Annotated in this window: 10 protein-coding genes; 5 read left to right on the top strand and 5 right to left on the bottom strand. The window is 57.9% G+C overall.

All coding sequences use genetic code 11. From position 1 onward, the window contains the following. Window positions 1-326: 326 nt before the first annotated feature. Window positions 327-1,781 carry an APC family permease gene (locus NAC44_RS16670; RefSeq protein ID WP_250942612.1) on the bottom strand — a complete coding sequence of 485 codons (1,455 nt, stop codon included), beginning with the start codon at window positions 1,779-1,781 and terminating at the stop codon, window positions 327-329. A gap of 184 nt (window positions 1,782-1,965) precedes the next feature. On the opposite strand from NAC44_RS16670, the gene NAC44_RS16665 reads away from it, so the two are divergent. The 3 genes from NAC44_RS16665 (at window position 1,966) to NAC44_RS16655 (ending at window position 5,285) form a co-directional block, all read left to right on the top strand. Further along, window positions 1,966-2,754, top strand: a complete 789-nt coding sequence (locus tag NAC44_RS16665; protein ID WP_250942610.1) for an SDR family NAD(P)-dependent oxidoreductase — start codon at window positions 1,966-1,968, stop codon at window positions 2,752-2,754. A 190-nt stretch (window positions 2,755-2,944) separates the two neighbouring features. Beyond that, window positions 2,945-3,208 carry a hypothetical protein gene (locus tag NAC44_RS16660; RefSeq protein ID WP_250942608.1) on the top strand — a complete coding sequence of 88 codons (264 nt, stop codon included), beginning with the start codon at window positions 2,945-2,947 and terminating at the stop codon, window positions 3,206-3,208. Between the two features lie 16 nt (window positions 3,209-3,224). Continuing rightward, window positions 3,225-5,285, top strand: a complete 2,061-nt coding sequence (locus NAC44_RS16655) for a methyl-accepting chemotaxis protein (RefSeq protein ID WP_250942606.1) — start codon at window positions 3,225-3,227, stop codon at window positions 5,283-5,285. 207 nt (window positions 5,286-5,492) lie between these two features. On the opposite strand, the gene NAC44_RS16650 is transcribed toward NAC44_RS16655, so the two are convergent. The 4 genes from NAC44_RS16650 to NAC44_RS16635 form a co-directional block, all read right to left on the bottom strand. Further along, window positions 5,493-6,761, bottom strand: coding sequence for an aspartate aminotransferase family protein (locus NAC44_RS16650; protein WP_250942605.1), 1,269 nt, complete (start codon window positions 6,759-6,761; stop codon window positions 5,493-5,495). A 69-nt stretch (window positions 6,762-6,830) separates the two neighbouring features. Further along, entirely contained in the window at window positions 6,831-8,240 is a 1,410-nt protein-coding gene (locus NAC44_RS16645) for an aldehyde dehydrogenase family protein (protein WP_250942603.1), read from the bottom strand. 53 nt (window positions 8,241-8,293) lie between these two features. Beyond that, on the bottom strand, window positions 8,294-8,914 hold the full coding sequence (locus NAC44_RS16640) for a TetR/AcrR family transcriptional regulator (RefSeq protein ID WP_250942601.1): 621 nt from the start codon (window positions 8,912-8,914) through the stop codon (window positions 8,294-8,296). Between the two features lie 128 nt (window positions 8,915-9,042). After that, a complete protein-coding gene (locus NAC44_RS16635) occupies window positions 9,043-9,993 on the bottom strand; it encodes a phosphotransferase (RefSeq protein ID WP_250942599.1) in 951 nt (316 codons plus the stop codon). Between the two features lie 308 nt (window positions 9,994-10,301). Between NAC44_RS16635 and NAC44_RS16630 the strand changes: the two genes are divergently transcribed. Together NAC44_RS16630 and NAC44_RS16625 are read left to right on the top strand one after the other, a co-directional pair. Beyond that, window positions 10,302-12,752, top strand: coding sequence for a GcvT family protein (locus tag NAC44_RS16630; RefSeq protein ID WP_250942598.1), 2,451 nt, complete (start codon window positions 10,302-10,304; stop codon window positions 12,750-12,752). A gap of 72 nt (window positions 12,753-12,824) precedes the next feature. Beyond that, entirely contained in the window at window positions 12,825-13,574 is a 750-nt protein-coding gene (locus NAC44_RS16625; RefSeq protein ID WP_250942596.1) for an electron transfer flavoprotein subunit beta/FixA family protein, read from the top strand. Window position 13,575 lies beyond the last annotated feature (1 nt).

The following is a 13,575-nucleotide window of genomic DNA, read 5'->3' as shown; positions in this document are numbered from 1 at the left end:
GACTTTTGTTGGGATTTCCCTGACAGATTCCCATGAGGATCGTCTAATTGCACCGCTTCGGATTTGCCGGAGGCTCCACCTTCCGAGAGCGTGGAGCCGTTATGAGCAAGACAGCGAACAGGTTTTACCTGAAGTCCGCGAACGTGCCGTCCGTATGCTTTCCGCGACCTGTCAAAATCACAGCTCAGGGCAAAGTCGCGCCTGCTGAAGAATGACTGCAGACATACGATCGCCGCCATGCGCGAACATGGCGGCGATTTTTGACGCAAGGGGAGCACTTCGGCTTCAGCAGAGCCGCCGACCGTTCTGCCCATCCCGGTCTCGGGTTAGTTGAGCAGCTGCCTTCCGATCCGGGCGTAGATGTTCGGGCGCTTGGCTTTGTAGAACAAGGCGAGTAGGACACCCGAGACAAATATTGCCCAGATCACGATTTGCAGGATGATGGCTGTTTTCACATTGCCGCCCGTCAAGTCCACGAAGTTGGTGGCCGCGAGATAGACTGCGACGGCGAGCCCGATGGTGGCGAGAACAGGGGCCACGAAAGCCTGCCAGACACTAACATCCCTGATATCCTTGCGCTTTTTCGAGAAGAACACAATGACAGAAATGCTGGTCAGGAGCATGAGGAACAGGAGCGGAAAGCCGCCTGCGCCCGCCATCCAGGCATATGTTACATTCGGATCGGACCCCGAAAACACCAGCACTCCAATAGCAAGTACGGCTGAAAGGAACAGGGAGGCCACGTAAGGAGAGCCATGTTTCGGATGGACATGCCCCAGGAATGCGGGCAAGGCTTCATCGACGCCCAGTGAATGGCAATAGCGTGCAATGATGTTCTGGCAGGACAGAACCGCTGCGAAAGCTGAGCTGACGACGAGAACTGACAATGCATCACCTCCCCAGTGGCCAGCATATGTCACCATCGCGCTTGTGAACATGCCCGTCGGGTTTGCGGCCGCTGCGGCTTGAGCCTTGCTATCGCCGTAGGCAATGATCAGCAACCATGTCGTCAACACGTAAAAAGCGCCAATGAAGCAAACGCTGAGATAGGTCGCGCGTGGAATGGTCTTGCGCGGGTCCCTGCTTTCTTCACGGAAGATGGCTGTCGCTTCGAAACCGAGAAACGTGATGACTGCGAAAAGCACACAGACACCGACGACGCTGCTATCGAGCGCGCCCCAATGGAACGAAGCCGTTGAAAGCCCCTCTGGTCCGCCCTGACGCCCGACCAAGGCGTCGAAGATCAAGACGATGCCGATTTCCAGCACCATAACAAATGACAGAACCTTTGCCGACAGATCAATACGCAGGTAGCCGAGGATACCAACGATGACGACCAGCAGAAGAGAATAAACGGACCAGGGAAGCGCTGGCCCATGGAGCGTGTTTGCGACCAGATCGACGGCGACGATGCCGAAGAAAATTGTAATTCCAAGGCCGATCATCAGATAGCCGAGAATAGCCATGAAGCTTGCTGCCAGCCCGAATGTCTGACCAACTCCAGCGCTGATATAAGCGTAAAACGCACCCGGGTTGGGAAGATATCGGCTCATGACCGTGTAGCCCACGGAGAAGAGCAGCAACATCAAGGTGGCTGCAGCAAAGGCCAAGGGAGCGCCCACTCCGCCGAATTGAATGACGAGAGGCAGAACGCCGACGACGCTTGCAAGAGGTGCGGCGAAGGCAACGACTGTCAAGGCCAGCTCGATAGGGCCCATCTGGCCCCTCAGTTGTGGCGGATCAGCCGTTATAGTCGCTGTGGTGGTGGTTGGTTCAGGCATTTGTGTTCCCCTTTTATGATAAGGCATTGAGCAGAGGAAAACATAATTTCGACGCTATTTCTAGACTGCAAGTTCAAAATTTTATCACTAGGTACGAAATATGAATTGACGTGCGAAAATCTATTGTTTTCACCGGGGATCTGATCATGATGTTCCTGTTCCAATAGAAGGAGGTCCCACCATCATGCTCAAAGACAAGGTCGTTCTCATCACCGGCGCCGGTACAGGAATTGGAGCGGCGACGTGCCGAAAGGTCGTGGAAGAGGGAGGGCGCGTTGTCCTCATGGGTCGCAGGGCTGAACCGCTTCATGCAGTGGCGGCCGGAATCGAACGTAGCGATGCTGTTTTCGCCTATGCTGGCGATGCAGGATCGGCGGACGATGTCGGCAAAGCCGTAAAGGAGGCCCATTCGAGGTTTGGCAGACTGGATGCGGTGGTCGCCTGCGCTGGCACCGTTGAAACCGGCTCTGTGCTCGATCTGTCCGATGACGGTTGGAGACGGCAACTGCACTCGAACCTGGACACGGCCTACTACACCGCCAAGGCCACCCTGCCGTCACTCATCGAAAGCAAGGGCGCGTTTATCGTGGTTTCCTCGATTGCAGGCTTGCAGGCCATGCCGATGACCTGCGGCTACGTGACTGCGAAACACGCAGTGATCGGCCTGATGCGGTCTATTGCGATGGATTATGGCGCACACGGGGTGAGGGCCAATGCGATATGCCCCGGGTGGATCCGCACCCCGATGGCTGACGAGGAAATGGCGCCGATCATGGCGCGGGAGGGCGTTACATTGGAGGGTGCCTATGAGCACGTCACGTCGGATACACCGCTGCGGCGCGCCGGAGATGCAGACGAAGTGGCCGATCTTTGCTGCTTCTTGTCCTCAGACCGCGCTCGACTGATCACAGGAGCGGTCATGACGATTGATGGTGGCAGTACCGTGGTCTGTGTCCCAACTCTGAAGATGTAGCTGAAACAATAAGAAGAGGTCGCCAGCCTGTAATATTCGTGATGGCGACCTGCTCCGTTATAGAGACTCTTTAGAATATAAGAACAATTAATAAATCGAGCGTATTTCTGGGAAGACTTGGATCAAGCAAGCGTGCCTGCCTCAGATGAGACCTGCCGCAAAGGACTTCGCGCTCAGATTAGGATTGCCGATGTTTATGCCGAAAACCGCAATAGCCCGCAACATGCTCGCTCTTGTCGCGACCGGTGTTGTAACAACTGTCGCAACCGCCAGCATCCTGCTTTGGATGTCGTATAGAACCGCGGAGGAGCAATCGGTTTCCGAGCTTATCGAAGCGGCCAATTCGAGCGCCGGAAAGATTGAAACACATTTTGCAAAGGTCACCGAACTCGGATGGAACATCCGCTCCACGGTTGCTTCAATTGCCGCGTCGAGCGCACATCACGAGCCGTGAAGACACAACCGAAATCATGCGGAAACTCCTGACGGACAACAGCTTCGTTTTGGGGATTGGCTTGATCTGGGAACCCAATGCCTTCGACAAGAAGGATGCGGAATACCGCAACAAGCCTGGACATGACGATACGGGCCGATATGTTCCTTATCTCAGCCGGGGTGATGATGGGAAGATCAACCTCTCCGCCGTCGCTGACTATGAGAAGCCTGGCGCGGGGGACTTCTATCTCGTCCCCAAAGCAACCGGCAAAGACATGCTGACTGAGCCCTACGCCTACAATGTGGGGGGCAAGTCCATTACGATGACGTCGTTCGTCACCCCCATCACCATTGACGGGAAGTTTGTGGGCGCGGTCGGGATTGATAATTCGCTTGAGGCTCTGACGGGCGAGCTTTCCAAGCTGAAGCCGCTCGGGTCGGGCTATGTCGCTTTGCTGAGCGCCCAGGGCAACGTGGTCAGTCATCCGGACAAGGCGGCTCTCGGGAAGGCGCTGGCAGACTCCGGTCTGGACGCGAAAATCTGGCAGGAGATGATTGCCAATCCGGACAAAGCCTACGAGATCAAGGATCGGGATGGCGCACCCTTCATTTCGGTTGCGGTGCCGGTTCCGCTTGCGCCGGGTGCGACCTGGTTCATCGTTGCCAGTGTTCCCAAGGCGGTTGTCTTTGCCAAGGTGACGTCGCTGGCGATCGCCTCCATCATGATCATAGCGGTCGCTGCGGGTCTGATGGTCATGATCGGCTGGTACCTGGCATTCCGTATCCGGAAGCGCCTCGAAACAGTTATTCGCGCAACGAGCGAGATCGCCCGCGGTCGCACCGACGTCGATCTGTCGCAGTCGGTGCACAAGGACGAGATCGGGGAGATGGCTCGCTCGCTCTCTGTCCTGCTCGACGCCTCTGTTACCAAGACACGGCTTGAACAGGAGGCAGAGCGTGATCGCGCGCTGACCGACGCGGAACGCCGCCAACGTGCAGAAGAGGCGGCAGAGCGCGAGCGTCAGACGCGCGCCGCCGTGGAAGCGCTCGGCGAAGGCCTGAACAAGCTCGCCGACGGTGACATGACGCACCGCATCGACAAGGAATTTGCGGGTTCACTCGACCAGCTTCGCCATGACTACAACACCTCCGTTGCCAAGCTTCGCGATGCGCTTGAAGCGGTGGGTCACAATTCGAGCGCGATGCGCGCCGGCTCGTCCGAAATCCAGGCGGCCTCCGATGATCTGGCCAAGCGCACAGAACAGCAGGCGGCCGCCGTTGAACAGACTGCCGCTGCCATTGAGGAAATCACGAGCTCGCTTCGGGATGCGTCGCGCCGCGCCGAAGACGCGGGAACGCTCGTCGAGCAAACCCGGCGCGGTGCTGAAAAGTCAGGCGAAGTCGTCCAGCGCGCCATTGAGGCAATGACCGGCATCGAAACGTCTGCACGGGAGATTTCCTCCATCATCAGTGTTATCGACGAGATCGCCTTCCAGACCAACCTTCTCGCCTTGAACGCCGGCGTCGAAGCTGCGCGGGCAGGGGAGGCCGGCAAGGGGTTTGCGGTTGTCGCCCAGGAAGTCCGCGAACTTGCCCAGCGTTCTGCAAACGCGGCGCGGGAAATCAAGGCGCTCATTTCCCGGTCCGGGGGCCAGGTGAATGTCGGCGTGGAGCTTGTCGGCGAGACTGGTGCAGCGCTGATCGAGATCATCAATCAGGTCCAGCAGATCGATCAGAATGTGGCTGCTATTGTCCTTTCGTCTCGCGAACAGTCTACCGGTCTGAAAGAAATCAGCGAAGCGGTGAACAACATCGATCAGGCCACACAGAAGAACGCCGCCATGGTCGAGGAGCAAACGGCCGCGAGCCATGCATTGGCGGGCGAAGCGGACCAGCTGCATCGCCTCATTGCCCAGTTCCGTATTAACAGCGGCAATGAGCCTGCACAGGCAGCCCATCGTCCTGTCGCGGCGTCCAGCAGCGAGCATCGTCCGGTCGCCTCTGCCGCGAACAAACTTCGCAAAGCGGTTGCCGGCGCCTTCGGGGGCGGGCAGTCAGCCGCAGCAAATGCGGCTCAGAGTTGGGAAGAATTTTAAGGCTCATCTGTCAAAGACAGGCGACGAAACGACCGGATAAGGAACGGCCCCGATCTGACAGGTCAGATCGGGGCCGTTCTTTTTGCCTGAGGCGTCAGCCGCGCTGCCGGTCAAGTCCAGCACGACCGGGAACCGGTTTGGCGACCGGGACATGGAAATAACCGGTAGATCGAGCGTTCCAGTGTTTCAATGCAACACTGGACCGGATTAGAGACGACTGAGCACGTGATCCAGGACTTCGAAGAGATAGTCGGCGTTCGATTTCGAGAATGGCATCGGCGGCCGGATCTTGAAGAGATTTTCTTTCCTTCCGATCAGCCCCATGATGACGCCGTTTTCCCGCATCAGGTTGGTCGCCCGCTTCGCGAGTTTCGGATCGGCCGTCAAACGTTCGCTCGGCCGGATGAACTCAACGCCGAAAAACAGACCCGCTCCACGAACGTCACCCAGGAAGCCGTATTTCTCGCGCAAGGCGCGCATCTTGCTCTTTGCATAGGCGCCCACGGTCCGCGCGTTCTCAATGAGCTTTTCGCGCTCGATGACCTCGAGCACGGCAAGACCAGCAGCACAGGAAACCGGATTGCCGCCGAATGTGTTGAAGTAGAGGTTCTTCGTTCTGAAAGCGTGCATGATCTCCGCAGACGTCACAACCCCACCGATCGGATGACCGTTGCCCATCGGTTTTCCCATGGTTGCGATGTCGGGCACGAAGCCGGAATACATGTGGCCCCACATCCCCGCGCCCGTCCGCCCAAAGCCTGACTGCACCTCGTCGGCGATGACGACACCGCCCGCTGCCCGCACCTTCGTCGCGATGCTATCGAGGAAGCCCGCCGGCAGATCGGGAAAGCCTTCATTGGCGAAGATGGGGCAGAGCAGAATGGCCGCAACACCATGACCGGCATCCTGAAGCGAGGCGATTGCCGCATCCAGATGCAGAAGCACCCGCGCTGCCATGTCTTCCTTGCTCACCTCGCCCGGCAGCAGATGATAGCTGTCCGGCGCCGGAATGGTCCTGAGACACGTGCTGAAGCCGTCCTCGCGCGGAAGCAGGGTCGCCAGTTCCATGACGGCTGTCGTGTTGCCGTGATAGGTAAAGTCGGTGACGATAATGCCACGGTTGCCCGTCGCGGCATGCGCCATTCTCAGCGCCACGTCGTTCGCTTCGCTGCCCGTGCAGGTGAACAGCACCGTGGATAACGAACGGTGATACGTTGCCGTCAGACGCTCTGCGTAATCAAGGATCGTATCGTGCAGATAGCGGGTATGCGTGTTGAGCGTCGATGCCTGTCGGGTGATGGCTTCGACGACATGCGGGTGGCAATGACCGACATGCGGCACGTTGTTGTAGGCATCGAGATATCTGCGCCCGCTTGCATCATACAGCCACACGCCTTCGCCACGAACAAAGTGTACCGGCTCTTCGTAGAATGTCGGATTGTTCGGGCCAAGCAGGCGTTCTCTTCGAGCCATCATCAACTGCGTCCTCGACGACGTCATATTTGGGTAAGCGTTCATTGTTTGACCTCAGCAAGGACAGGCTGGTTATGAAAAAATGACTTGAATGTCGGTGAATTCCTTCAAGCCCTCGGTTGCGAATTCAACGCCGAAACCGGAGGTATTCGTGCCGCCGAAGGGTGCATTGGGCTGTATCGCGCCATGTTTGTTGATCCAGACGGACCCGCATTCCATCCGCGAGGCAATTTCGGCCCCCTTCTTCAGGTCACGCGTCCAGACAGAACCGCCCAGCCCGTTCGGGTTATCATTTGCCAAAGCGATCGCTTCATCGAGATCGCTATACTTGATGATAGGCAGAACCGGGCCGAACTGCTCTTCGTCCACGAGGCGCGAGCCGTTCTTCAGATCGGCAACCAGGGTGACGGGATAGAAGTAACCTGGGCCCTTGTGCTCGCTTTTGCCGCCGATCAGGACCCTGCCGCCGTCGCGCTTCGCCTGCTCGACCAGCTCGACAACCTTGTCGAGCTGCTTCTTGTTCTGCACGGGGCCCAGAAGGTTGTCTTCCAGCAGGCCGTCGCCAACCTGAATCCGCTTCGCGTAGTCGGCCAGCTTGGTGCAGACGTCCTCGTAGACGGTTTCGTGGACATAGAGACGCTTCAAGGCCGCGCAAGTCTGTCCGCCGTTCAGGAATGCACCCCAGAACAGGTTCTCGACAATCTGCTCCGGGATCACGTCCGGCAGAACGATACCCGCATCGTTGCCGCCCATTTCCAGCGTGAGGCGCTTCATGGTCCTGGCGGCAGTCTTCATGATGTTCTGGCCCGTGGCGCAGGACCCGGTAAACACGATCTTTCGGATCGACTTGTGAGAGGACATGGCAGCGCCTAGAAAATCTTCGCCTGTCACGCAATTGACCACACCCGGTGGAAGCACCTCATTCATCAATTCGACCAGCCGGATCGTCGAGAGAGGCGTGAAGGGCGACGGTTTGATCACAACCGTGTTGCCTGTCCGTATCGCCGGCAGGATATGCCAGATGGCGATCATCACGGGATAGTTCCAGGGTGTGATCGATCCCACCACACCGAGCGGCTTGCGCAAAAGCTCGACCTTGCCGTCGTTATTGTCCTGGAGAACCTCGATCGGCATATCCAGGCTGGCGGTGTGGCGGGCCCATGCAATCGCACCACCGATCTCCCAACGCGACCCGTTGCCGTTCAGCGGCTTTCCCTGTTCGCGGGTGATGAGCTGTGCCAGATCCTCTGCATTGTCCTCGATCTTCTGGGCGACCGCATGGCAGGCATCGGCGCGTTGCTCGCTGGACAGGATGCTCCAGGCCTCGAATGCCTTTTCAGCTGTCCTGACCGCCAGATCCAGATGCTCGTGCGTTGCCTTGGGGGCCATGCCGACAATGCCGCCGGATGCCGGGTTCCGCACCTCCATATGGGTATATGTTGGGACGGTCATGCCGCCGATTATCAAGGAATAGGTCTTCAAGGTCGTCTTCCTTCAATAAAGTCGCTGCGGCCATGCGGGATGCACGTCTTCGGCTACAGCCTTTCCGAAATTTTCTCCGCCGCGAGAGAAAAGACTATTTTTCGCAGCGCGGTAACGAGCATTTCTTTTCTGTCCGGGTCTTCGCTGACGATTCTTGCCGCTTCCCGCATGGAGCCCACGATCAACTCGGCCAGCGCAATACGCTGTTCCTCGTTGGCCGGGGTCTCCAGCATTTCCTTCAGGTCGGACGCGATCAGGACGATAAACTCCTTTGACGCAAGCCCCACAACGGGTGCCAGAACCGGCCGCAGCTCGGGGCTGAGGACACTGTAAAACCGCCCGTAGGTCTGCACCTGCGAGAGCTTCAGCAGTGCCTCGGCCATTGCCAATATGCGCTCTGAGGGTTCTGGGTTCCTGGCCCGGAGCTCCCTGGTCGTCCGCAGCAGCCGATCGGTTATGTCTGCGTAAATGTCCCGATAGATATCGTTCAGACCGTCTGGGAAATACACATACACAGTGCCTTTCGAGATACCGCCAATTTCCGCGATCTTGTCTATCGAGGTCCCCGCGAATCCGTCCGTATTGAAAACCTCCAGCGTTGCATCCAGAATCTCCTGCCTCGTTCGAAGCTTGTTCCTCTCCCGAAGAGAAAGTCGTTCTGCAGCTTTAGCCATGGATGCACTCCTTTTGGAATTCGAACCGAACCATACAAATCGTCAATAACTGTACGTTCATATAAAAATCTGCCCAAGAGATTCAAATATGAACCACACTTATCGCGATTGCGAGTGCGTTAATCCGTCTAGTTTTCCACTTGCGCGAGGAAACCACCGAAGGCTTGACTGTCGATGCGTCTTTGAATGCGACCCCAGGTGTCCCTCATGAACCCGGTGTAATCGTAGTCGTCGTTCATGTCGGCTGCAGCCAGTGCAACGGCGAAGAGTGAGAGCTGATGATGATCGGCGGCAATCGACAGGAGTTCCATTCGGGCTCTCTGCTGGCGATCGAAGGCGCCAAAATAGGATTCGATCAGCTTGTCGGCCTGCTCGGTATCGAGACCCTCAAATGTCGAGATCAGACCGAGGTCGTAGCAACGGTCGCTATTGCCCGAAAGATCGTAATCGATGAAGCGGATCGTGCCATCGGCCTGTCGCAGGATATTGGCGCTGTAGAGGTCGTTATGGCTCGGAACGAAGTCGCGTGGCCGCAGGTCCAGCGCCTTTTCGATGCGATCAATCGTCTTGCGAACTTCCTTGTAATCATCCGGCAGGTCTGCGCCTTTCCGTTCGGCGGATGCGAGGATGATCCGGGCCTCTGCGAAGGGATTAAAATCGCGCTTGAAGCACATTCCGCTGTCGTGAAGGTCTCTCGCGCGCTTGCCGACCAGTTGAAGGATCTCCGGGTCCTTCACATCCACCGGCGTGCCGGGAATAAACTCAAGCATGATGCAAAGAGGATCATTGACGATCGCGATCACAGGCGCGCCTATGCCGGATTTGCCTGCCTCGACCGTGTTGAGAAGCGGTACGGCGCTTGGAGGAATGACGCCAAGACCTTCCCAGTCGCAATTCCAAAGCTTGAGGACCGCCTGCTGATTGCTGCTATTCGTGATGATGAAGTTCTTGTGGGCGCCGCCGCCTGAGATCCAGCTCCAGGTGGCCTTGCCGTCATCCCAGCCGGGCACCTTTGAAATCGCGCTACCGACGCGATCGGAAAAAGCTGAAATCTCTTGAATATGACCGTTCGTGGACATTGCTTCGTGTTCCCATTGTTTTTCTTTGATGCGAATAATCAGCGACAGCTTTGCGTCCAATTTCCCCAAAAAACCATCGCTCTCCCGTCGTAACGCGCCATCGCCATACTCTCATTCTGCGAGATCAAGCGATAGCCGTTTACATGGTTTGAAATTTATGTCATAAACTGAATTCATAGTCAATAAACGAACTACGAGTTCAAAAATGAGCTCGATTGTCGAAAATGAGGGGAAGTCATCGGTGTCATGAATCGGCCACTCGCGGGCCGAGCCGATGTTCTGTGTCCCTGCTGTCAAAAGGGAAGACAATGGCGAACGAAATTCCTGCACAGGCGCAAGTGGTCATTATCGGGGGCGGCGTGCATGGCTGCTCTGTGGCATATCACCTTGCCAAAGAGGGTTGGACCGATGTGGTTCTGCTTGAACGCAAGCAGCTGACGAGCGGCACGACATGGCATGCTGCGGGCCTCGTTGGCCGCCTGCGCGGCGATACGCTGTCCACGGAATTTGCCTCCTACGGCACGGAAATCATCGAGGAACTGGAGCGCGAAACCGGTCAGACCACAGGGTTCCGCCAGACCGGTTCCGTGACCGTCGCCCGTCATCCGGACCGTATGCGCCAACTGCGCCGTCAGGTCGACTACGCCAGACTTTTCAATATTGAGGCCTACGAAATCGGCTTCGACGAAATTCAGGAGCGCTACCCGCTTGTCAGCCTTGACGGCATCGTCGGCGGTACCTGGATCCCGAGCAACGGCTCGATCAATCCCGTGGACCTGACCAATGCGCTTGCCAAGGGCGCGCGCGGGCGCGGCGTGAAGATCTTCGAAAACACCAAGGTCGAAGAGATCATCATCGAGGGCGGTCAGGTGAAGGGCGTTCGCACCGACAAGGGCGAAATCCGTTGCGAGTTCGTCGTCAACACGTCGGGAATGTGGGCGCGCGAACTCGGCCGGCGCAACAATGTGGAAATTCCGCTGCACGCATGCGCGCATTATTATCTCGTTACGGAAGCGATCCCGGACCTGCCGAAGAACCTCCCCGTTCTGCGCTCCTATGACGACGCGACCTATTTCAAGGAAGATGCCGGCAAGCTGCTCGTCGGCTTCGGTCACCGCATCGTCGTGCCTTACGGCGAAAACGGCATTCCGGAAAACTTCAGCTTCGATTCGCTCCCCTTCGTGGAAGAACACGTCATGGACGTGATGGAAGAAGCGCTGGAGCGCGTGCCGGTGCTGCAGACGGTCGGTATCCGCACCTTCTTCAACGGTCCGGAAAGCTTCACGCATGACGGCCGCGCAACCATCGGCGAAGCGCCGCATATCAAGGGCTACTTCATTCTGGCGGGTGTGAACTCCACAGGGATTCAGTGCGGCGCAGGTGCAGGCCGCGCGCTTGCCGAATGGATCATCAACGGCCATCCGATGCGCGATCTGAGCGCTGTCGATCCAGCCCGCATGGAGGCTTTCCAGTCCGGCGATCTCTACCTGCAGCAGCGGGCGCCGGAAACTCTGGCGCTTTCCTACGCCCTGCATTATCCCGGCCAGCAGCGGCATACCGCCAGAAACATCCGCCGAACGCCGCTGCATCACGCGCTCAAGGCGCAGGGTGCCTATTTCGGCGAGGCACTCGGCTGGGAACGTCCGGCATGGTACGGACCGGCGGGTTCCGAGCCGGTGCCGGAACACTCGTTCGGAAAGACGAAGAACCTCGAATATTCGCTCGCCGAGCAGAAGGCTGCGCGCGAGGCTGTCGCCATCATCGACTATTCGCCCATGGGCAAGACCGAGGTCGAAGGCAAGGATGCCGAAGCATTCCTTCAACGTCTGTGCACGAACAACATGGCCATCGCGCCGGGCAGGCTCATCTATACCCTCATGCTGAACGAGCAGGGTGGGGTGGAAAGCGACATGACCGTTGCGCGCATGTCGGCTGAGCGCTTCATCGTCACCAGCTCGACCGGCCGTCGCCGTCGCGACCTCAACCGGATGCAGAGCCATATCCGTCCGGGCGAGGATGTGCGCGTACGCGATGTGACCACGGCGTCGGCCGCGCTGTCGATCATGGGTCCCAAGTCCCGGGCGCTGCTGTCGGAACTGTCGGGTGCGGATCTCTCCAACGAGGCCTTCCCCTTCAACTCGGGCAAGACGATCCGCATCGGATATGCGCAAATGTGGATCCAGCGCCTCTCGTACAGCGGCGAGCTCGGCTACGAAATCTACATGTCGCCGGATGTCGCCGAGCATGTGTTCGAGACGATCATGACGCTTCAGTCGAAATACGGCATCAAGCTGCTGGGCACAGAGGCTCTGAACGCCCTTCGCATCGACAAGGGCTATCTTCATTGGGGCACGGATATGGCTTACATGGAATCACCCCATCAGCTCGGAGTGGATTTCCTCTGCAAGACCAAGAAGGAAATCCCCTTCATCGGCCGCGACGCCTACATCGCGCGCAAGGCTGAAGCGAAGGGCCCGTATCTCTACGCGATCATGCTTCATGATCCGGAGCCGCTGCTGTTCGGGCGGGAGCCGGTGCTCCATAACGGCAAGGTTGTCGGCCAGATCACCAGCGCCTCTTTCAGCTACGAATTTGGCAAGGCAACGGCTCTTGGCCTGCTCGATTTCCAGAACGGGCCGATCGACAACGCTTATGTCAACGAAACCGAATTCCAGGTTCTTGTCGAGGGCAAGGCAGTCAGCGCGACCGTGAGCAAGCGCGGCTTCTACGACCCGGAAAACAAGAAGATGCTGTCGTAAACCTCAAGAGTGTCACGGCGCTCGCGAGTGCGCCGTGACCCCTGCGATCCGATATCTTGGAAGGATGCTCCATTGAAAATTCTTGTGCCTGTAAAGCGCGTCGTTGATTACAACGTGAAGATCCGCGTGAATGCCGACGGTTCTGGTGTCGATCTTGCGAACGTGCAGATGTCGATGAACCCCTTCGACGAAATCTCCGTCGAAGCGGCCGTTCGCCTGAAGGAAGCCGGAAAGGCTGAAGAGATCATCGTCGTGTCCATCGGGCCTGCAAAGGCCGAGGAGACGCTCCGCACGGCTCTCGCCATGGGGGCGGACCGCGCCATTCTCATCGAGACAGACGGGGTCGTTGAGCCGCTCGCAGTGGCGAAGATGCTCAAGGCTGTGGCCGACATCGAGAAGCCCGGTCTTGTTATCGTCGGGAAACAGGCCATCGACGACGACTCGAACCAGACAGGCCAGATGCTGGCCGCTCTGATGGGCGCCGCGCAGGCGACCTTCGCCTCGAAAATCGAGCTCGACGGGGATATTCTGAAGGTTAGCCGTGAAGTGGATGGCGGCCTTCAGTCGATCGAGGTCAAGCTTCCCGCCGTCGTCACCACCGATCTGCGTCTCAACGAGCCGCGTTATGCCTCGCTGCCGAATATCATGAAAGCCAAGAAGAAGCCGCTGGAGAAGAAATCCCAGTCGGACTTCAACGTTGACCTCACCCCACGCCTCAAAGTCCTGAAAACGGAAGAGCCGGGTGGCCGCAAGGCTGGCATCAAGGTCAAGAGCGTCGCCGAGCTGGTCGAAAAGCTGAAGACCGAAGCCGGCGTTCTGTAAG

The organism is Allorhizobium sonneratiae, assembly GCF_023700755.1.
GTDB classification, from domain to species: domain Bacteria; phylum Pseudomonadota; class Alphaproteobacteria; order Rhizobiales; family Rhizobiaceae; genus Allorhizobium; species Allorhizobium sonneratiae.
The sequence above is the reverse complement of the archived record's forward strand: the minus strand, read 5'-3'. Positions and strand labels throughout refer to the sequence as shown.